The 21,866-nt window shown below is 62.9% G+C and carries 13 protein-coding genes; 5 read left to right on the plus strand and 8 right to left on the minus strand.

The annotated features are described in order from the left end of the window. The first annotated feature begins 45 nt into the window (after window positions 1–45). Window positions 46–2,157: a S9 family peptidase gene (locus tag CSC73_RS03245; RefSeq protein ID WP_163838978.1), complete on the plus strand. Its 2,112-nt coding sequence runs from the start codon at window positions 46–48 to the stop codon at window positions 2,155–2,157. On the opposite strand, the gene CSC73_RS03250 is transcribed toward CSC73_RS03245, so the two are convergent. Then, a complete protein-coding gene (locus tag CSC73_RS03250; protein WP_163839073.1) occupies window positions 2,154–3,251 on the minus strand; it encodes an ABC transporter ATP-binding protein in 1,098 nt (365 codons plus the stop codon). The two genes, CSC73_RS03245 and CSC73_RS03250, sit on opposite strands and share 4 nt — an antisense overlap. 217 nt (window positions 3,252–3,468) lie before the next feature. Here CSC73_RS03250 and CSC73_RS03255 point away from each other — a divergent pair, with 217 nt between their 5' ends. The 4 genes from CSC73_RS03255 (at window position 3,469) to CSC73_RS03270 (ending at window position 8,876) form a co-directional block, all read left to right on the plus strand. Next, on the plus strand, window positions 3,469–4,830 hold the full coding sequence (locus CSC73_RS03255) for a GH1 family beta-glucosidase (RefSeq protein WP_163838979.1): 1,362 nt from the start codon (window positions 3,469–3,471) through the stop codon (window positions 4,828–4,830). 49 nt (window positions 4,831–4,879) lie between these two features. Next, window positions 4,880–5,914 carry a glucokinase gene (glk, locus tag CSC73_RS03260; protein ID WP_163838980.1) on the plus strand — a complete coding sequence of 345 codons (1,035 nt, stop codon included), beginning with the start codon at window positions 4,880–4,882 and terminating at the stop codon, window positions 5,912–5,914. Window positions 5,915–6,125: 211 nt separating this feature from the next. Continuing rightward, window positions 6,126–8,039, plus strand: a complete 1,914-nt coding sequence (gene edd, locus CSC73_RS03265) for a phosphogluconate dehydratase (RefSeq protein WP_163838981.1) — start codon at window positions 6,126–6,128, stop codon at window positions 8,037–8,039. 177 nt (window positions 8,040–8,216) lie between these two features. After that, window positions 8,217–8,876, plus strand: a complete 660-nt coding sequence (locus tag CSC73_RS03270; protein WP_163838982.1) for a bifunctional 4-hydroxy-2-oxoglutarate aldolase/2-dehydro-3-deoxy-phosphogluconate aldolase — start codon at window positions 8,217–8,219, stop codon at window positions 8,874–8,876. Between the two features lie 134 nt (window positions 8,877–9,010). On the opposite strand, the gene CSC73_RS03275 is transcribed toward CSC73_RS03270, so the two are convergent. The 7 genes from CSC73_RS03275 to CSC73_RS03305 form a co-directional block, all read right to left on the minus strand. Further along, on the minus strand, window positions 9,011–12,244 hold the full coding sequence (locus CSC73_RS03275; RefSeq protein WP_163838983.1) for a discoidin domain-containing protein: 3,234 nt from the start codon (window positions 12,242–12,244) through the stop codon (window positions 9,011–9,013). Window positions 12,245–12,324: 80 nt separating this feature from the next. Further along, complete coding sequence (locus tag CSC73_RS03280) at window positions 12,325–13,149, minus strand: carbohydrate ABC transporter permease (protein WP_163838984.1); 825 nt, start codon at window positions 13,147–13,149, stop codon at window positions 12,325–12,327. After that, on the minus strand, window positions 13,146–14,024 hold the full coding sequence (locus CSC73_RS03285; RefSeq protein ID WP_163838985.1) for a carbohydrate ABC transporter permease: 879 nt from the start codon (window positions 14,022–14,024) through the stop codon (window positions 13,146–13,148). The genes CSC73_RS03280 and CSC73_RS03285 overlap by 4 nt, the downstream gene beginning before the upstream one ends. Continuing rightward, window positions 14,021–15,355: a sugar ABC transporter substrate-binding protein gene (locus CSC73_RS03290; protein WP_246197295.1), complete on the minus strand. Its 1,335-nt coding sequence runs from the start codon at window positions 15,353–15,355 to the stop codon at window positions 14,021–14,023. Before CSC73_RS03290 ends, CSC73_RS03285 begins: the two co-directional genes overlap by 4 nt. Before the next feature lie 158 nt (window positions 15,356–15,513). Then, complete coding sequence (locus CSC73_RS03295; protein WP_163838986.1) at window positions 15,514–17,118, minus strand: glucoamylase family protein; 1,605 nt, start codon at window positions 17,116–17,118, stop codon at window positions 15,514–15,516. A gap of 77 nt (window positions 17,119–17,195) precedes the next feature. Continuing rightward, window positions 17,196–18,722 (minus strand): tryptophan halogenase family protein, encoded by a 1,527-nt coding sequence (locus CSC73_RS03300; RefSeq protein ID WP_163838987.1) that lies wholly within the window; start codon window positions 18,720–18,722, stop codon window positions 17,196–17,198. 134 nt (window positions 18,723–18,856) lie between these two features. Next, window positions 18,857–21,859: a TonB-dependent receptor gene (locus CSC73_RS03305; protein ID WP_163838988.1), complete on the minus strand. Its 3,003-nt coding sequence runs from the start codon at window positions 21,857–21,859 to the stop codon at window positions 18,857–18,859. Between the last annotated feature and the right edge of the window lie 7 nt (window positions 21,860–21,866).

Genomic DNA, 21,866 nt, shown 5'->3' on the forward strand with positions numbered 1-21,866 from the left:
GATCCCATTCCGGCCCGTCCTTGCACGGGTTCGCAGGAGAAGAACATGTTGAAGTTCCCGAAGAGTTTCGGGGGGCGGGTGGCCGTTGCCTCGATGCAGAGTATCCAGTGCACGCTCGCGGCCGCGGTTCTCACGCTATCGCCCGCATCATCCGCATTCTCGGATGAGACGGCCGCTCTACGCGCCGCCGTTTCCGCCGAACGCGCGCGGCCACGCGCGCCGCAGCTGGACCGCGACCAGTTCCTCGCCAAGGCCGGCGTCCCGGGCGCATGGCTTTCGCCCGATGGCCGGCATGTCGCCTATTTGCGCGAAGAAGGCAGCAATCGCGGAGTGTGGTTGCTGCCGACCGCGGGCGGTGCGGCGAAACAGCTGTTGCCGGACACCGAATCGGCGCAGTTGAGCTGGTCGGGCGACAGCCGTTGGCTGTTCCTGTCGTCGCCACGGCAATTGTCCGTGCTTGCGTCGGGCGGACAATCGGGATCCGGCGTCATCGCCAAGCTGGACGGACGCTGGCAACGCGTCTTCAAGGGCGCCGATCCGGTTCTTCCCGCGGCGGCTCTGGTCGTGGAGATTCCGCCCAAGGTGTCGCGCCTGCCGCGCAAGTGGCGATTGCTACGCATCGGCCTTGACGGCAGGCAGTCTCTGCTGCACGAAGACGCCAGACCCATCGTCGATTTCGCTATCGGCCCCAACGGTCGCCTTGCGTACGTGACCCTGGCCGAGAAAGACAAGTACGTCATCTACCGCAAGCAGGGCGACCGGTTGCAGCAGGCGATGCGCTGCGAAGGCCTGGATCGCTGCCGTATCGTCTCCACCCTCCATGCCGGCCAGGAACTCCTGCTGTCCACCGATACCGGCAGCGGTTTCCGGCGCCTGGCGTTGCTGGACTACAAGGGAAAACTGACGACGCTGCATGCCGATCCGCGGGGCGAAGCCGATCTGGACGAAGTGGTGCTGGAACCGGACACTGGACAGCCTCTCATCGCCGGCTACCGCAGCACCGTCGCCGCCAACTACGGGCTGACGCCAGTCGCCCGTCGCCATGTCGAAACGATCGAGCGGCGTTATCCGGCACGCAACCTCAGCATCGAGGTTGGCAGCGGCGCGCATGCGCAATGGCTGGTGCGGGACCGCGCGGGCTCGCTGAAAGGCGCGCTGTTCCACCTCTACGACCCCGCCACCGGCGGTTTCCGCGACATCCTGGACGGCATCGCTTTCCGGCACGCAGGAAAGACCGTCGCGCGGCCGCCCGAATCGGCGATGGCGCGCAGGATCGCCTTCGCCTACCGCGCCTCCGACGGCATGCGCCTGCACGGCTTCCTGATGGTGCCGCCGGGGATCGACGCTGCGCACGCGCCGTTGATGGCGCATGTGCACGGCGGGCCGTTCAACCTGGCGCGCCCGGAATTCAGTTCGACCGGCCAGTTGCTCGCCAACCGCGGTTACATCGTCTTCGAACCCAATTTCCGCGGCTCCACCGGCCTGGGCCGCGACTATCTTTTTTCCGCGCGCGGCGATTTCGGCAATGGCCGCGTCCAGCAGGACATCGTGGAAGGCGTGCGTTTTTTGCTGGCGCAAGGCATAGGCGATCCATCGCGCGTGGGTATCGACGGCGCCTCCTTCGGGGGCTATTCCGCGCTGCAGGGGGCCACCTTCCAGCCGGAATTGTTCAAGGTGGCCATCGCCGCCGTGCCGCCCGCCGATTTTGGCTGGGTGCTGCGCTGGTATTCGCATTCGGCCGATCAGTTCACCGACGGCATTCCGATGTCCACCACGATGCGGCTGTTGTCGCTCGATCCCGCCGACCCCAGCATAGCCGAGCGTCTGCGGATGCAATCGCCTATCGCCAACGCGGGCAAGCTGTCGCGTCCGCTGCTGTTGCTGGCCGGCGCCGACGATGAGCGCGTGCCGATCCGCAGCGTGACCCACTACGCTGCCGAGCTGAAATCGCTAGGCAAGGATTTCAGCCTCTTCATCGATGCCGAAGGCCGTCACCAGCTGGAGGACCCGCGCACGCGAGAAGCCTATTTCTATCTGATGGAGGAATTCCTGCATCGCCGCCTGGGCGGTGCGGCGCCGGAACCGCCCGGCAAACCGCTGCGCGAATACCTGCGACGCAACCTACGGGTGAAAGGCCGCGACCTGTCCGGCCTCTAGGGCGACAATGCCTGGCCGGTTCCGCTATCGAAGAAATGCATGCGTTCGGCCGCATAGCCCAGGTGGACCTGGTCGCCCACCGCGGGCAAGTGATAAGGAGGCAGGCGGATCACCAGATCGCAACCGCCGCAGCCCAGATTGAGGAAGGCTTCGTTGCCCACCGGCTCCACCACTTCGACCTTTGCCGGCAGACTGTCCGGGCCCGCCGACCCCAGGTGCATGTCTTCCGGCCGCAAGCCTATGGTCAACTGCCTGCCTACATAAGCCTGCAACGCAGATTGCATGGCCGCCTGCCGCAACGGCAGTTCGACGCCCTCGCCGACGACCAGACGCAAGCCATCGTCGCGCTGCTGCAGCTCGCCCCACAGCAGGTTCATTTTCGGACTGCCGATGAAGGTGGCCACGAACAGGTTGGCCGGTTTCAGATACAACGCCATCGGCGTATCGATCTGCTGCACCTCGCCGTCCTTCATCACCACGATGCGCTGCCCCAGGGTCATGGCTTCGACCTGGTCGTGGGTGACGTAGATCATGGTGGTGCCCAGTTGCCGGTGCAGGCGGGCGATCTCGGTGCGTACCGAGTGGCGCAGCTTGGCGTCCAGGTTGGAGAGCGGCTCGTCGAGCAGGAAGACCGAAGGCTCGCGCACCAGCGCCCTGCCCAGCGCCACGCGCTGGCGCTGGCCGCCGGACATCTGCCCCGGCAGCTTGTCCATCATCGGCGTGAGCCCCAGGGTTTCGGCCGCCGCGGCGACCCGTTTCTTGATGGTGGCCTTGTCGTGCTTGCGCAGCTTCAGGCCGAAGGCGAGGTTTTCGGCCACGGTCATGTGCGGATAAAGCGCATAGCTCTGGAACACCATGGCGATGTCCCGGTCCTTCGGGGCCACTTCGTTGACCACGCGACCGCCGATTGAAAGAGTGCCTCCGGTGATTTCCTCAAGCCCGGCGATCATCCGCAGCAAAGTGGATTTGCCGCAGCCCGATGGCCCCACCAGCACCATCAGTTCGCCATCGGCGACCTTGAAACTGGCCCCGTGCACGGCCACCTGGCCTTTCTCGTATACCTTGCGGACGTTATCCAATTGAACGCTGGCCATCATTTCTCCGGCGATGAAGTACTGACGGTCGCCGGCCCTCCCGGTGACTGCTGGCATGCCCGTATTCGCCGGCTGCGGCAATCGGGATGCAATCGGCTTTATTTCTGCCCTAGAACGGTTCCGCTGATCGAAGGCTTGCGGTATTCTGCCATGTAACCGTTTTCACAACGCAATACTCCGAATCTTAGATACATCCACCGACACCGCCGGAGGGGCCATGTCGAATATTTACCAGTTCCCGGACGATTTCGTCTGGGGAAGCGCCACCGCCGCCTACCAGATCGAAGGCTCCCCGCTCGCCGATGGCGCCGGCCCCAGCATCTGGCAGCGTTTCGCCCACACCCCGGGCCGCATGCTCAACAACGATACCGGCGATGTGGCCTGCGACCACTACAACCGCTGGCGCGAAGACATCGCGATCATGAAAGAACTGGGCATGCAGGCCTACCGCTTCAGCATTTCCTGGAGCCGGGTGCTGCCCGAAGGCCGTGGCCGGGTGAACCAGAAAGGCGTGGACTTCTACGAACGCCTGGTCGATACCCTGCTGGAGAACGACATCCAGCCCGTCGCCACCCTCTTCCACTGGGACCTGCCCGCCGCGCTGGACGACCAGGGCGGCTGGTTGAACCGCGACATCGCCGGCTGGTTCGCCGATTACGGCCGCCTGATGTTCGAGCGCCTGGACGGCCGCATCAAGCGCTGGGCCACGCTCAACGAACCGTGGGTGGTCACCGACGGCGGCTACTTACATGGCGCGCTGGCGCCGGGCCACCGCAACCGTTTCGAAGCGCCCATCGCTTCGCACAACCTGATGCGCGCGCATGGCGCGGCGGTGAAGGCGTACCGCGAAGTCGGCAAGCACGAAATCGGCCTGGTGGTGAATATCGAACCCAAGTATTCGGCCAGCGACAGCGCCGAAGACCTGGCCGCGACCCGCCGCGCCGAGGCCTACATGAATCGCCAGTACCTGGATCCGGCGTTCTTCGGGACCTATCCGGAAGAGCTGCGCGAGATCTTCGGCGAAGCCTGGCCGGAGTGGTCGCAGGACGACATGGACCTGATCAAGCAGCCGCTGGATTTCATCGGCGTCAACTACTACACCCGCAACGTGGCCAAGCACGACGAAACGAACTGGCCGCTGAAGGTCGCGCCGGTCCGGCAGAAGCAGCATACGTATACAGAAACCGGCTGGGAGGTATTCCCGCAGGGACTGACCGACACGCTGGTATGGGTGAAGGAACGCTACGGCAACCCCAAGGTTTTCATCACCGAGAATGGCGCGGCCTTCTTCGATCCGCCCAAATCCGAGAACGGACGCGTCCGCGATCCCTTGCGGCTCAGCTACTTGCGCCAGCATCTGCGCGCGGTGCACGCAGCCATCGAAGCCGGTTGCGACATCGGCGGCTACTTCGTGTGGTCGTTGCTGGACAACCTGGAATGGTCGCTGGGCTACTCCAAACGGTTCGGTATCGTCCACGTGGACTTCGAGACCCAGACCCGCACACCGAAGGACAGCGCACGCTATTATGCGAAAGTTGTCGCCACTCACGGCGCAGCGCTGGCCAACGAGGACGACTGAGTCGGATGCCGCGGAATACTCTTTGTAACCATCACCTGAAGTACTCCGCATGACCGCCGCGCCTGCTGCTTCGGCAGAACGTGCTTCTACGGAACGCGCCTCTACGGAACGCGTGTTGCTCGCCGACATCGGCGGCACCAATGCGCGCTTCGCGCTGGCCGATACCTCGCTGGAAACGCCGCTGATCGTCGATAGCGTCGGGGAATTCGCTGTCGCCGATTTCCCTTCGCTTGCCGATGCCGCGCAGCATTACCTGGACAAGACCGGGGCGACCGCGCAAAACGGAGTGTTCGCCGTCGCCGGCCGCGTCGACGGCGACGAAGCCCGCATCACCAACCATCCCTGGGTCATCTCGCTTTCGCGTACGCGCGCCGCGCTGCGCTTCGACGACATCAAGCTGGTCAACGATTTCGCCGCGCAGGCGATGGCGGTGTCGCTGCTCACTCCGGCCGACGTGGTGCCGATCGGCGGCGCGCGCTGGTCACCTGCGCCGGCGTCGGTGAACAAGACCTACGCCGTCATCGGCCCGGGCACCGGACTGGGCGTGGGCGGTCTTATCGTGCGCGATGGCCGCCGCTATCCGCTGGAAACCGAAGGCGGCCATGTCAGCTTTCCGCCCGGCACGCCGGAAGAGATCGAGATACTTCAGAAACTCTCGGCGCAGTTCGGCCGCGTTTCCAATGAACGCCTGATCTGCGGCCCCGGTCTGGTCAACCTGCATCGCGCCTTGAGCGAGATCGCTGGCGAAGACCCTGGCCCGATGCAACCGGCCGACATCACCGCGCGCGCCGCGGCCGGCGATCCGCGCTGCATGCGCACGCTGGATGTGTTTTGCGCCGTATTCGGCGCCATCGCTGGCGATCTGGTGCTGAGCGCCGGCGCCTGGGACGGCGTATTCCTCACCGGCGGCCTGGTGCCCAAGCTGTTGTCCTCGCTGCAGCATTCCGGTTTCCGCCAACGCTTCGAGCATAAAGGCCGGTTCTCGCCCGCCATGTCGCGCGTGCCTACCCTGGCCGTGGTGCATCCGCGCCCCGGATTGCTGGGTGCGGCCGCCTTTGCGGTGGAAAGCTTCGGCGCGAAGTAACCTTCCGGGGGCATTAGGGCTAACGAAGTGGTATTTCACTGGCATTAAAATTAGCCAGGAAATGAAACGCCTAAACGGCTAAACTCAATCGGGCGGAGCGCTCTCGCAGACCCATTCCGATAATTGGTATTGCTGTGGTCTGCTAGCGGAAAGTCCCAACCCGCCTTCGCCGGATTGTCCCTGCCCTTTTCTGCGGACCCAGCCTTTCGCCATGACCCTGCACCCACGACTCCACGAAATCACCGAACGCATCCGCAAGCGCAGCGCCGATTCGCGGCGCGCCTACTTGGCGGGCATCGACGCCGCCCACCGCGAAGGCCCCAACCGCACGCGTCTGAGCTGCGGCAACCTGGCGCACGCCTTCGCCGCTTCGGGCACGACCGACAAGGGTCGCTTGCGCGCCGACATCACTCCCAACCTGGGCATCATCAACGCCTACAACGACATGCTGTCGGCGCATCAGCCGTTCGAGCATTACCCGGAGATCGTGCGCCAGGTTGCCCGCGAATTAGGCGCCACCGCGCAGGTCGCCGGCGGTGTGCCGGCGATGTGCGACGGCGTCACCCAAGGCCGGCCGGGCATGGAACTGTCGCTGTTCTCGCGCGACAACATCGCCCAGGCGACCGCCATCTCGCTGAGCCACGACATGTTCGACGCTGCGCTGTACCTGGGCGTGTGCGACAAGATCGTTCCGGGCCTGCTGATCGGCGCCCTCGCCTTCGGCCATTTGCCGGCGATGTTCGTGCCGGCCGGTCCGATGACGCCGGGTATTCCCAACAAGAAAAAAGCCGAAGTCCGCGAGCGCTACGCCGCCGGCGAGGCGACCCGCGAAGAATTGCTGGAGGTGGAAGCGGCTTCTTACCATGCCGCAGGCACCTGCACTTTCTACGGTACGGCAAATTCCAACCAAGTATTGCTCGAAGCGATGGGCCTGCAACTTCCCGGCACTTCCTTCGTCAATCCGGGCACGCCGCTACGCGATGCGCTGACCCGCGCTTCCACCGAGAGGGCGCTACGCATCACCGCGCTTGGCAACGACTACCGCCCTATCGGTCATCTGATCGACGAACGCGCCATCGTCAACGCCATGGTCGCGCTGATGGCCACCGGCGGCTCCACCAACCACACCATCCACTGGATCGCCGTGGCGCGTGCCGCCGGCGTCATGCTGACCTGGGACGACATGGACGAGCTTTCCCAGATCGTGCCGCTGCTGGCGCGCGTGTATCCCAACGGCGATGCCGACGTTAACCGTTTCGCGGCGGCGGGTGGCACCCAGTTCGTGTTCCGCGAACTGATCGACGCCGGCCTGATGCATGGCGATATCGCCACTGTCGTTGCCGGCGGCATGCGCGCCTTCTGCGACGAGCCCCGCCTGACCGACGGCAAGCTGGACTACACGCCGGGCGTTGCCAAGAGCGCGGACGAAGCGGTGGTGCGGCCGGTAAGCGATGCCTTCGACCCGCACGGCGGACTGCGTCTGTTGCGCGGCAATCTGGGCCGTTCGCTGATGAAGATCTCAGCGGTGAAGTCCGAATACCACCGCATCGAAGCGCCTGCGGTAGTGCTGGACGATCCGCGCGCGCTCAACAAGCTGCATGCCGCTGGCGTACTGCCGCAGGATTTCATCGCCGTGGTCCGCTACCAGGGTCCACGCGCAAACGGCATGCCGGAACTGCATTCGCTGGCTCCGCTGCTGGGTCTGTTGCAGAACCAGGGCCGGCGCGTGGCGCTGGTCACCGACGGCCGCCTTTCCGGCGCTTCGGGCAAGATTCCCGCCGCCATCCACCTCACTCCTGAAGCGGCGCGCGGCGGCCCGATCGGCAAGCTGCGCGAAGGCGACATGATCCGGCTGGATGCGGTGGCAGGCACTCTGGAAGTGCTGGTCGATGCGGACGAGTGGAACTCGCGCAGTCATGCGCCCAACACCGCGCCGGCCGCGCAGGATCTTGGCCGTAATCTGTTCGCCTGGAGCCGCAATCTGGTGACGCCTGCCGATCAGGGGGCGTTGTCGATTTCCTGTGGTCCGCCTTCTCCTGAAGGTGGTTGGGAATACGATGCGGAATACGAGTTGGGACATGATCATGCTGCGGCTGCGGCGCCGCATGAAGACAAGGACGCTTGATTTTTTCCCCTTCTCCCATTGGCGCCCGAAGGGTGTGCAAAGCTGAGAAGGTGGCGCGAAGCGTCGGATGAGGGTACGTCGAAGTCCATGATGTTTGCGCCACCCTCACTCCGCCGTACCCTCACCCCAACCCCTCTCCCGATGGGAGAGGGGCTACTACCGGAGCCAGAGAATCGCATGACCATCGCCCAACACCAGCAAAAAGCCGAACAACTCCTCCGCGCCGCCGGCATCCTGCCCGTGGTCACCGTGCACACGCTGGACGAAGCCCGCAAAGTATCCGCAGCGCTGCTCAAGGGCGGCCTGCCGGCGATCGAACTGACCTTGCGCACGCCGGTAGCGATGGAAGCGCTGGCGATGCTGAAAAAGGAACTGCCCGATATCGTGATCGGCGCGGGCACCGTGCTGACGGTCGAACAGATGGAGCAATCCATCGCCGCCGGCGCCGATTTCCTGGTCACGCCCGGCACGCCCGCGGAGATGGCGGACGCGCTGGCCAAGGCGCCTATTCCGGTCGTGCCCGGCGCGGCGACGCCGACCGAACTGCTGTCGCTGATGGCGCGCGGTTTCCGCGTGTGCAAGCTGTTCCCCGCCAGTGCCGTGGGCGGCCTGGCGATGTTGAAAGGCCTGGCCGGCCCGCTTTCGGATCTGAAGATATGCCCCACCGGTGGCATTACCGAAGACAACGCAGCCGACTACCTCTCGCAGCCCAACGTGGTCTGCATCGGCGGTTCGTGGATGGTGCCGAAGAACTGGATCGAGGCCGGCGAATGGGACAAGGTTACTGCCAGTTCGGCGAAGGCCGCTGCCATCGTCGCCGAGGTACGTGGGGCGTAGTCCGCTGTTCAGAGCTTCTTGTAGTCCGGAACACCGACTAGTCGGGAATGCCGTAGGAGCGACGTAAGTCGCGAAGGATTGCCGGAAAAGATGTATTCGCGACTTACGTCGCTCCTACGGCAATCGACATTCTTCTAGGGCGTCTCGGCTATCACGCGCGCGGGCAACTTCAACACGCGCAACTCGCCGTCCTTCCACTCCGCGAGCTGCCCGTCGACGGTCGTTCGCCCAGGAGCGTCCGGATACGGCCATGGCAGGATCAGGCCACCCGCTGGCAGCTTCTTCAGGCCCGCACTGATCTCCAGCTCCAGCTTGCCGCGCGCATGGCGCAGCGAATAACCCAGCTTGCCCTCCGGCGTGCGCAGGTCGCGTATCGCGATGCCCTTCCCTTCCAGCCAGTCCGTCGGGATGCCCGCCGCCAGCACGATGCTGTCGTCCGACTCGCGCGCATAAGCGAACATGTCCAGTGCCGAGCGCACGAAATCCGACGCTACCCACGCATGCGGCAGATCGCCGACGAAGAACGGTTTGCGCGGCGTGTGCGAGACCACCTCGGCCCACTGGTTCCAGGGCTGCGGCGCACGGTCCTTGAAGAAGAACTGCACCGCGTCCCACGCCCGTTCGCGCCAGCCCAGACGCACGAAGGCCGAAACATTGCGCCATTCGTAGGGCGTGTAGTCCTTCCACTCGCGGGTGCCGTTGCTGCGCTTCTCGAACTCTTTCCAATAACGCTCGAAGGTCGCATCCAGCAATTGCTTCGGCATCCTGTCCTGCTCGCCGCCAGGGGCCAGACCGATGGTGGTCGAGGTGGCGTCGAAATCGCCCAGTTCCGCCGAGCCCGGCAGGAAGTCGATGCCGTGCTGCCGCACCGCAGCCTGGAAAGAAAGGTACAGGTCTTCATGGAACTGGTCGCGCGAAGCGGCGAAGCGCTTGGCCTCTTCGTTCTTGCCCAGCCAAAGGGCCACGTCCACCGCGTCCTTGTAGCCGCGCAGCGCCCAGAAATTGTCCCAGTACGAATGCACCGGCTTGGCCGAATAACCTTCGTGGCTGATCGACACCGGCATCATTCCGTAGAAGGCCGGGTTGAGCGCGCGATTGGCCTCGGTGCGCTCGCTCAGGCGCAACTTCTCCATGTATTGGTACGCACCCAGTACGTGCGGCCACATCTCTTCCAGGAACGCCTTGTCGCCGTCGTAGCGGTACAGCTCGGCGATGTTGTAGATCAGTTCGCCATGGCTGTCGTTCTCCGGTACCGGGTCGCTGCCGCGGTCGTCCACGCAACACGGCACCATGCCGTCCTTGAACTGGTACGGCGCATAGAATTCGACGTAGTCGCGCACGACTTCTTCGCGGCCCATGCGCAACAGGCCTTCGGAGATCATCGCCCCGTCGCGTATCCAGCTGCGCGCGTACGAACGCGTGCCCGGCTGCAGGCGCGGGCCGATACGCGAAATCAGCATGTGCGCGGTGGCGGTACGCAGGGTATCGGCCAGCGCCTGGCCTTGCGCGGAAACCTCGATCCGCACCTGGTCCAGTTTTTCGCGCCACTGCGCAGCGACTTGTTCCTGGGCGGTATTGGCATCGAAACCGGTGGTGCCGACGTGGTCGTAGGCGACGCCGCCTTCCAGCGGCAGCAGCCACGCTACCTCGCGGCTTTCCCCGGGCGCCAGCTTGATCCGGTACAGCAACGCACCGGAAGCCAAGCCCGTCGTATCCTCATCGGTTGCGGCCAGCTTGGCGTCTTTCGCGCCCCAGAAATCGCTACCCGCCTGCAGACGCTGGGCGATCATGCCTGCATCGAAGGGCGTCGCCAGCATCGCATCGGCAGGCTCGACGGCATGCACGATCTTGTGCTGGAGAGCTTCAGGCCGGTCGGTATCGTCGTTGATCCAGAGATGGGTCGGGGTCAGCTGCAGCTTGGTGATCGCGCTGACGCCACCAGGGGTATTGAGGAATTGGCTGGGCGGATTGACCTGCCAGGGCTGCACGGCCAAGGCCAGCACGTAGTCGCGCGTGCGCTTGCCGGTGTTCGTCAGCCGGTAGCGTCCCACCAGTCTCGCATCGCCGGGCTTGCCTTCAGCGAACGCGGTCACGCGCAAACCGAAATCGGCATGCTTCCAGTCGACGCTGGGAATCGGCAGATAGCCGTCCTGCAAGGATTGGCTCAACTCTACGTCGGCCCAGGTGACCAGCTTGCCGTCGACCAGCACCATGGGCGCGATGCTGGGCGCACCCTTGCCCAGCTCGATGGCGCCGTCTTCGCCGATCAGACCCTGCTCGTGGCCGCCGTCGATGCCGACGATGGTCCAGTACGGCTGCTCGCCGACGAAGCCGCGCGGAAACCAGCCGCGCGGATTTTCGCCAGCGACCGACTTGATGAAATCGTTGGGCGTCGCAGCGAACTGCAACGGTTCTATTACCGCCTCGGCAAGCCCGAACGATTTCCCAGGCCCGGCCGCCACACTCAAACGCAAATAACGCGCTTCGGATTCGGGAAGCGCCAGATAGTCGCTGCCGCCGTCGCCGCCCACCACGGTGCGCACGTCGCGCCAACGCGTGCCGTCGTCGGAAAGCTGCAACAGGTAGTCCGAGGCCGATTCGTCTTGCTTCCACACCAGTTTCAGGCCACCGAACTCGCGCTGCTTGCCCAGATCCAGGGTCAGCCGCGGCTGCGTCGCGGCAGCGAAGTCCGCATACCAGGCCGTCTCCGGATCGCCATCCACCGCATTGCCGCCCACGCCACTGCCATTGGCTACTGATGCGCTGGCCGTGGCAGCGAGCGGCGAACGGTCTTCCGGCGCCAGTACAGTGAAGGTCAACTCGTCGAAACAGACCGAGCCCTTGCCGCCTTCGTTGTTGTAAATAGTGAATTCAAGTTTGGCGCTCTTGCGCAGGACACGGTCGGGATTGGGGCCCCAGGCCTTGTCGATATGCCGCTTCTGGTAGCGCACGCCGGTCCATTGGTGCGGGTACTCGTACCTGGGCTTGTTCACCCACCACACATTGTCGCCACTGGCGTCGGTCACTTTGAATTGCAGGTCGTTCTTCGGCGAATCGCCGCGCAGTTGGAAATCGAAACGATAGTTCTGCGGGTATTCCAACGGCAGGTCGCGCTGGATGCCGACATAGCCGGAGACGCCGTTGTAATCGTAATCCAGGCACAGGGCCTTCCCCTTCGTTCCCTCGACCGTGCGCAGGCTGCCGCTGACCTGGTTGGAGGTGACCACTCGCCAGGTGGCGGGATTGCTGAAGTCGTCAAGGATGTAGGGTTTTTCTTGTGCTCTTGCAGTAATTGCAATCGACCCAAGGAAAACAGCCAACAAAAATGACCTCGTCGTTCCCGCGCAGGCGGGAATCTTTTCCCGCATTGATAGCCGCAAGGCCAAGTCGCTGGGTTCCCGCCTGCGCGGGAATGACGGTTCAATTATCCTGCGCACAACAATCATCGTTATCCTTTTACGCTTCCAAGCAACAGACCCTGGATGTAGTACCGCTGCAGCACCAGGAACAACAACAGCACCGGCAGGATCGTCACCACCGAACCGGCCATCATCAGCTCGTAGTCCATCACGTGTTCGCGCGACAGCGAGGCCAGCGCTACCGGCAGCGTCTGCAGCCGGTCGTCGCTCAACACGATCAACGGCCACATGAAATCGTTCCATGCGCCCAGGAAGCTGAAGATGGCCAGCGTCACCAGGATCGGCTTGAGCGCCGGCAGCACGATCTGGAAGAAGATCCGCCATTCGCCGGCGCCATCGATGCGCGCGGCTTCCAGCAGTTCGTCGGGAATCGTGCGCGCGTACTGCCGTACCAGGAAAATCCCGAAGATCGCGGCCATGCCCGGCACGATGGCGCCCATGTAGGTATTGACCAGGCCCATCTGTTTCAGCAGCAGGAACAACGGCATCATCGCCACCTGCGCCGGGATCACCAGTGCGGCCAGCAAGGCCCGGAAGGTGCGGTCGCGGCCCTTGAAGCGCAGCTTGGCGAAAGCGTAACCGGCCAGCGTGTTGAACAGCACCGACAACACCATCACGCAGCTGGAGATGAGAAAACTGTTGAACAGGAAGCGGCCCATGCCCGCGCGCATGAACAGCTCGCGGTAGTTGGCAAAGGTGGCGTGCGAGGGCAGCAGCGGCGGCGGGAAATGCCCCGCTTCGCCGGTCTGCATGAAGGACACCGACAGCATCCACAACAACGGCGCCAGGCTGATCACTGCGACCACGACCAGCATCGCGTTCACGGCCAACGACCAGAGCGGACGACGCTTCATTCCACCCCCTTGCGGCGCGCGAACCACAGCAGCCCGCTGGTGGTCGCCACCATCAGCAGGAACAACAGGAACGCGACCGCCGAAGCGTTGCCCAGGTTCCACCATTTGAAGCCTTCTTCGTACATCAGATACAGCACGCTCTTGGTGCTTTCCAGCGGCCCGCCCTGGGTCATCACGTAGGGCTCGGCGAACAACTGGAAATAACCGGCCATGGTCAGGATGCTCACCAGCAGCAGCACCGGCCCCAGCATCGGCAGGGTCACGTGGCGGAACTGCTTCCAGGTGTTGGCGCCGTCGATGCGCGCGGCTTCGTAAAGGTCCTCCGGGATGCTCTGCAGGCCGGCCAGGAAGATGATCATGTTGTAGCCGAAGTTCTTCCACACCGCGAACAGGATGATGGTGGGCATGGCCCAGCGCGGATCGCCCAGCCAGTCGATGGCGTCGATGCCCAACACCGACAGACCCCAGTTCACCAGACCGTATCTGGTGTGGAACAGATAGCGCCAGATCACCGCCACGGCCACCACCGTGGTCACTACCGGCGCGAAATAAGCGGTGCGGAAGAAGGGCTTCAGACGTCCGACCTTGGAATGCAGCAGCAGCGCTGCGCCCAGCGACATCGCCACCGACAGCGGTACGCCCACGATCACGAAGTACAAAGTGTTGCCGAGCGACTTCCAGAACAGCGGGTTCTGCAACAAGCCCACGTAGTTGCCCAGGCCGACGAAGCGCAGATTGCCCGGATCGGCCAGCGCATAGATGTCGAAGTCGGTCAGGCTCAACGCCAGCGCGGCGACCACCGGCAACCCGAAGAACAGACCGATCACGGTCAGCGCCGGCGCCGCGAACAACCAGCCCGCAGTCGAGGCCTTCACGGCGCACCCGCCTTGGCTGCCTGGTCCAGCATCCAACGGCGCTTCTCCAGGAAGCGATCGGCGCGGCGGTCCATTTCCTCGGCGGCCTGGTCGACGGTCATGCGTCCGTTGGCGACCTCCTCGCCGATGATCCGCATCTCCTGCGCGATGCGCTCCCATTCGGGCACCTTGGGCGTCGGCACGGCACGCTCGAGTTGCTCGCGGAAGGCTTTGGCGTGCGGATCGTTGGCCAGCGCCGGCGTCTGCCAGGGCAAACGCCGCGGCGGCAGGTCCCCGGTGAGTGCATGGAAGCGGGCCTGCGTCTGCGGCAGGGAAAGATAGTGGATCAACTTCCACGCCGCCGCCTTGTGCCTGGACTGGCGGAACACCACGAAGCTGGTGCCGTTGGCCAGCGATGCGCCTGGTCCGTTCGGACCGGGCAGCGGCATGGTCATCCAGTCGTCCTGCTGCGCGGCGGGCAAACGCTCCTTGAACTTGGCGATGTTCCAGGGGCCGGAGATGTAATACGAATAGAAGCCTTTGCCGAATTCGTCCCACACATTGGAGATCTGGTTGTTGGTGACCACCGGCGCGAGCTTCTGGTCGAATATTTCCTTGTAGAAACCCAACGCATGCTTGAAGCCGGCGCTGCGGAAATTGCCGTAGCGGCCGCCATCGCGCAGCAGCGGGTCGGGTTCCTGTATGGCCAGGCTCAACAGCGGCTCGAATTCGTTCAACGGCAGCAGGATCGCATAACGCTCTGGCCCCACTTCGCGCTTCACCGCCTGCATGGCCTTGCGCCACTCGTCCCAGCTGCGCGGCGGCGTGGCGATACCGGCTTTGGCCAGCAGATCGGTGCGGTAGAAAGGCAGGCGCGTCTCCACGTACCACGGAACCGCATAGATTTTCCCCTCGACCAGGCCGCTGTCCCACACGCCGGGAAAATAATCGGGCACGTCGAAATCCGGCGTCGCCGCGATTTCGTCGTCGAGAGGCTCCAGCGCATCGAGCGCGGCGAATTCGGGAATCCAGGTATTGCCTATCGGAGATACGTCCGGCAGCGACTCGCCCGCGAAGGCAGTCAGCAGCTTCTCGTGCGCCGACAGCCACGGCAACTGCTGCAGGTCGACGCGGATGCCGGGGTTCTGCCGCTCGAATTCCGGTATCAACTGGGCCACGACTTCGCCTTCGTAACCCATCGCCCAGAAGGTGACCACTTCGCGGTCGTCGGCCTTGCGGTTGCAGGCCACACAGAGGGTAAGCAAGACGACGATTACAAGGAGTGCGCGCAAGGCCATGGTCGTCCGCAACCTCACACTCTTGCCGTCATCCCAGCGAAAGCTGGGATCCATTTTGACTTTGCTTTTGTCTTCGCAGGCATCAGGCCAAAGAAAAGCAAGAGCAAGATGGATCCCAGCTTTCGCTGGGATGACGACACGGGGATTCTTGCGCCAACCCGAAGTTGCGCCATCGCCTCGTCGATTTTCCTGCTACTCCACATCCGCACAGCTTACTTCGGCTGCTGCGGCCTTTGCGCAGCTTCCTCTTGCTGGCCGTCCGGATTGCTGCCGCGGGATTCGGCGGTGCCCAGTGCGCGCGCCGTAGCGGCCTTGGGATCGGCGGGAGCCTGGGCGGGCACGGGCTCGCCTTTCGGCGTGAGCCATCCGCCCTTGAATCCGGCGCGCTCCAGACCCTGCCTGATGTGCGCGTTCTTCTTCATCACGTTCCAGACGAATCCGTTGCGGTAGTTGGCGATCATGGTCAGGATCGGACCCTGGTCGATACCGATGTAATCGCTGGATACCCAGCCCTCGCCCGGCACCAGCCGCCCGGTCTTGAGCGGGATGTCGTACTCGAAGCTGCGATTGAACGAATCCAGGAAGCCGTAGCTGGAATAGATGTATTCGCCATAGCGCTTGTGCATTTCCGTGGTCGCCGGTATCACGATCTCCGGAGCGAAAGGCAATGAGGCGACCGCCGCGGTCGGGGCGATGGTGCCGTCATCGAAATTCTCGCGCAGGCCCGCGCCGCGCGAAGAATAGTGGCGGAATTCGCGCTGCTCGCCGCGATAGTCCTGCAGTGTCTGCTGCGGACCATCGCTGGCGGTCAGGCCCCACACGTTCTCGCCATAATCCTTCCACTTCATCGGGTTGGAAATCGCGTACGAGCGTTGCGCCAGCGTGGCGCGGCGGCTGTTTTCGAAATAGTCGAGGCCGCGTTCGCGCATATAGTCGTCCTGGATACCCTTGTAGTCGATCCAGACCTGGCTGTACTGATGTCCGAACATCGGGCCGAACGCCAGGAATTCCTGATCCTGGTAAACGCCCCAGACCTCGTTGTAGGTACGCGTCCACACTTCCCATGCGTCCGGGCTGATCGGATGGGTGGGCGAACCCAACGCCAGCACATAGACCATCATCGCTTCGTTGTAGCCGGCCCAGTCGTGCTTGATGAAACCGCTCTCCGGGTACCAGCCCATGGAGATCAATGGCTTGTTCTGCTGCATCCAGGGCCAGTCCACGCGCCGGTAAAGTTCTTCGGCGACATCGCGGATCTCCTTCTCGCGCGGATCGTCGCGGTCGTAATACGACTGCGCGAACAGCACTCCCATCATCAGCAAGGCGGTGTCGACGCTGGACAGCTCCACCCAGCTGTCGTAGCGCTGGCCCTTCTGTATGTCCAGGAAGTGGTAGTAGAACCCCTTGTAGCCGCTCTTGCCCGTGCGCTGCGGCCCTTGCGGCATGTCGCGGAAGAATTTGAGCGTCAGCAAGGTTCGATCCACCGCCTGATTGCGGCTGACCCAATTGTTCTCGATGCCGATGGGATAGGCGGTCAGCGAAAAGCCCACCGAGGCGATACTGGCGAACGGACGCGACGGAAAGCGGTCGGGCGTCAGTCCGTTGACTTCGTTGGTGGTATCCCAGAAGAACTGGAACGTGCGGCGTTCTATGTCGCGGAAAAGCGGTGGGAGTTCCGGCTTGACGTTCTGGGCGGGCACGACCGCCGCTGGTTTTGGCGCTGCGGCGGGCGGTGGCGCCTTGTTGCACGCGGCCACGAGGGCGATCAGCGCGCCCAATGCGATCGTGCGAACAAGTTTCGAATTTGCTGAATTCATCTTGCGATCCGTTGTAAACGTTTTCATCTTGAATCGAGGATCGGATCGCACGTATTTGGCAATCCATCCAGGCATTTCTACATTGCTGTTGGAGGAGCAGCCGCGCAGTAGCGGTCAATGAAGGCTTGCTGCATCGGCATGACGTCGACGCAATCGGAAATCGTGCCGCCGATGCTCGCCATGTATCGAGCCAACTCTTCGTTCGGCAACTGATCGACCAGCGGATGGTAGCTCTGCGGCAGGATGCCCTGCCCGATCAGAATCTGCACCCAGCTCATCTCCGCGAACATCTCGTCGGCATTGCGGAAGAAACGGCCGCTGTCGCGGAACAGGTCGATATTGGCTTGAAGTTCGGCCGGTATCGACATGGCCGCGCACTGTCGCCAGAAAGCGGTGTCGTCGCGCTGGGTAGCGTGGTAATGCAGGATCAGAAAGTCGCGGATCCGTTCGAACTCGAATGCCAGCTGCGCATTGTAGCGATCGACCAGCACTTCGCTGATGCCGTCTTTCGGAAACAGACTGAGCAGGCGCATGATGCCTACCTGGATCAGGTGGATGCTGGTCGCCTCCAAGGGCTCCATGAATCCGCTGGAAAGCCCCAGGGCGACGACGTTCTTGTTCCAGCACTTGTTGCGTCGGCCGGTGGTGAAGCGCAGCGGCCTCGGATCGTCCAGCGCGCGCCCGTCCAGATTGCGAAGCAGTGTAGCCGCTGCTTCGTCGTCGCTGATGTGCGCACTGGAATACACGTAACCATTACCGGTGCGGTGCTGCAGGGGGATGCGCCATTGCCAACCTGCTTCGCGTGCGGTAGCGCGCGTGTACGGCAGCGCGGGACCTGCGTTCTCGCTGGGCACGGCCATGGCGCGGTCGCAGGGCAGCCAATGGGTGAAATCGATGTATCCGGTTCGCAGCGTCTCTTCTATCAACAGTCCGCGGAAGCCCGAGCAGTCGACGAAGAGATCGCCGGCGATGCGCTCGCCGCCTTCCATCTCCACTGCCTCGATGAATCCCGATTCCGGATTCTGCGAAACGCGGGAAACGATGCCTTCCGTACGCTTGACGCCCTTCTGTTCGGCATAGCTGCGCAAGTAGCGGGCATACAGGCCGGCGTCGAAGTGATAGGCATAAGCGATACTGGCCAGCGGCGACGCCGCCGGCACGTCCGTCGCCGAAACCATGAATTTGCCGCGCTTGGCCGCAAGCGCAGTCAGCAGGTAGGCACCGATGTCGGCGGCCTTGCCGGACTGCACCGCCTTGATCCAGTACTGGTGGAACGGAAGCATGCCCAGGCTGCGGCCGATTTCGTTGCCGAAACCGTGCATGTAGGAGTCGCCGATGCGGGTCCAATCGTTGAACTGGATGCCCAGCTTGAAGGTGCCCTGGGTCTTGCGGACGAAATCCGCCTCGTCGATCTGCAGCATCTGATTGAACAGCCGGATGTGCGGGATCGTGCCCTCGCCCACGCCGACGGTGCCGATGGCTTCGGATTCGATCAATCGGATCGAATAGCTTTCCCCAAGCACCCTGGAGAGCGCGGCCGCCGCCATCCAGCCGGCGGTTCCGCCTCCGACGATGACAATATTCTTGATCGCGTTTTCGCTCATCGCATGACGCTCTTCACGCAAATACGGCTCAATTTCATCAACCTAATTCCAACCATTTCCAGCGTTTCTGCCCTATCGCAAGACAAGACCCGCATTCGCGGGTCTTGTCTTTTCTCCTGTTGCGCCAGCTGCGATTACCAGATCACCCGGACGCTCATAAACAGCGTACGAGGCGGCGTGTATTGCGAGCCGTACTGGTTGAAGCTGACATCCGGGCTATAGACTCCGCCGCTACCCCAGTTGATGTTGTAACTGCTCAAATTGTCGGCATCGGTGACATTTATCAGATCGCCGCGCACCTGCACCGTCACGTTTTCCGTCACCAGCATGTCCTTGGACAAGGACAGATCGAGCTGCTTGACGCCGAAGGTGCCCGGCGCATCCACGGCCACTGCGCGCGGGAGCACCGTGTTGGGCGCGCCGTAATTGTAGAAGCCCACGATCTCGTTCAACGGCGCCGGAGTGGCCAGGGTCAGCTTGGCCGAAGCAGTTATATTCCAAGGCAGATCGTAGATGCCAGTCACGACCAAGCGATGCTTGGGCACGGCCTTCAGATCGATGAAGGCATAGTCCTCGATCCTTGCGGCATCGAAGGCGTAATGCTCATCGCCACCGCGATTGCCTGTGGCGTGCGAGAACGTATAGGCCGCCGAAACGCCCCAGCCCGATTCCTTGGTGTAGGGCTTGTCCGCAGAGAGCAGCAACTGCGTGGTCTTGGTCTCGATGCCGTTGTTACCGATGATCAATGCGCCGAAACCCGGCGGCGAATGGCCCCACGGCTGCGAGCCGCCTTGGAAGAAGTCGCCATTGGGATAACGGTTGCCGAGCGTGAAAACGAACCCTTCCTTGCTATGGATATAAGCCACTGTCGCCGACGTGTTCCATTCGCCCACCTTGTTCCGCATGCCCAACGAGAACTGGTCCGAATACGGAGTCACCAGGTCGTTATTGAGCAGATCGATTTCGCCGTTACGGACGTTGGAGGTGACCAGGCCCGCCAGTTGATCGGTGCCGTTGAGATAATTCGGATTCCAGGCCACGCAACTGCCCGGCGTCGGGGTACAGCCGGTCGTGTCCGAGAAACGTATCGTGTAGCCAGAAAGTGCGGATTTGACTTGTTCCAGACCCATGTAGTCATACAAATTACGGTCGTAGCTGCGGCCAGCGCCGCCGAATATCACGTGCTGCTCGTCGCCGTTGAGATCGTAGGAGAAGCCCAGACGGGGCGCCCAGTTGTTCTTATCGGACTTGCGGTTGTTTCCGTTGCTGATGTAGTCGTCCAGGTCGATGCCGCCAAGCGCCAGCTGTTCGGCGTAGGTAGCGGTGATCGCCGGATTGGTGCCCGGGCCGGTCAGTGCAGCGACAACCTCCGGCGGGGTGACAAAGTCGGTATAGGAAGGGATTTCCTCATAGTCCCAGCGCACGCCGAGATTAAGTTGCAGTTTGTCGGTCACGTTCCAGTCGTCTTGGATGTACAGGCCGATCTGCTTGGACTTGGTAGTAACGGAAGGCGTGGCGCCAGCGAATGGCAGATTGAATCTGACCTGATATGGAATGCTGCTGGTGCCAATAGGCAGGCCTGCCTGTGTACCGTCGTTCACCGCATAGTAGAACGACGGGTTGGACGTGGAGTTCTCGCTTTGGGTCAGGTCCACTTCCTTGTACTTGATGCCCGCCTTGATGACGTGATCGCCATTCCACTCGAAACCGTTGAAGGTGATGTCGTTCTGGATGGCCGGTCCTTTCTGGCCCTTGCGCTGAATAGCCAGGCCGCTGGTCGCATCATCGAAAAGAACGACTCGATTCTGATCCAGACCAAGCGTATAGACCGACTGGTTGCCGATGGTATAAGCGGTTGGGTTGAACAACACGTCCTCATAGGTGACGCGCAGTTCGTTCAAGTAGCTTTCGCCGTAGTGCTCCCAATTCAGGTCGTAGCGCTCTTCGGTATTCTTGTTGAGCTTCGCGGCGTCGGCCGTGGTGATACCACCAACGCTGTCGCGGCTGTCTTCGTCACGCACCTTGGCGGAAAACTCCAACTTATCGTTGTCGCCGATCTCCCAGTCGATCTTGCCGAAGTACAAATCCTCCTGGAACGGCCGCGTCACCGGTCCCAGCTTGTCTTGAACCTCGGCCGGCAGATACTGGCCGATACCGACGTTGGTGCCCGGGACGATTGGGTCCGCGGGAATGACGAAACCCTTCCCTTCATAGCTGAAGAAGAAGTGCATCTTGTCCTGAATGATCGGGCCACCCAAGGCGAAACCGTATTCGTTCTGGTGCGTTTTCTGCTTCTCCTTGCCTGGAGCCCTTTCGCCTGCGGTTTCCGTGCGCCAGCCCGAATCCGTATGCCGGCCGAACACCTCGCCATGGAACTCGTTGGTGCCGGACTTCGTCGCCGCGACGATAGCCGCAGAACCCACCTGGTCGAACTCGGCCTTGTAATTGGAAGTGATGACTTTGTATTCGCCGGTCGCCAACTGCGGGAACGGGTTACCCGCGCTCTGCTGCTGACCCGACACGCCGCCGAACAGGTAGCTCTTCTGGCCGACGCCGTCGATGTAGACGTTGACCGCACTGGTGGTCTGTGCGCCGCCACGGATGTCGCTGTGCCCGGAACCGTCGGTGGTGAACTGCATACCCGGAACGGTGTCGGCGAACTCAAGGAAGTTGCGGGTCAGCTGCGGGACCGTGTTGATCTGCTTCAACGACACGTTGGTGCCCACTTCGGAAGTCTTGACCTCGGTCAATGGCGGCGCCACCACCGTCACCGTATCCAAAGTAGTCGCATCGCCTGCGGCAGGAGCTGCGGCGGTGCCACCCAGGTCCAGGCTGACCGAAGTGGCGACGCTGAGGGTCACCGTTTGTTGGGTACCCGGACCAGCATCCACCTGATAGGTGCCGGGAGGCAAGCCCACCAAGGAGTAGGAACCATCGGCATTGGTCATGACCCGACGTGTCGCACCAGTGGCGGTGTTTTTCGCCGTTACCTCGGCTCCGACCGGCGCCTTGCCGCGCAGAGTCGCGTTGGAGGACTGGGCGAAGGCGGGAGCCATGCTCAGCGTCAAGCAACTGGCCAAAGCACAGGTAAGCAACTTGCGTGTCGGACGGATGTTGCGCGGCTTGCGGTTCTTCATGACCTCT

Source organism: Pseudoxanthomonas sacheonensis, from assembly GCF_010093305.1.
Classification (GTDB): Bacteria; Pseudomonadota; Gammaproteobacteria; order Xanthomonadales; family Xanthomonadaceae; genus Pseudoxanthomonas_A; species Pseudoxanthomonas_A sacheonensis.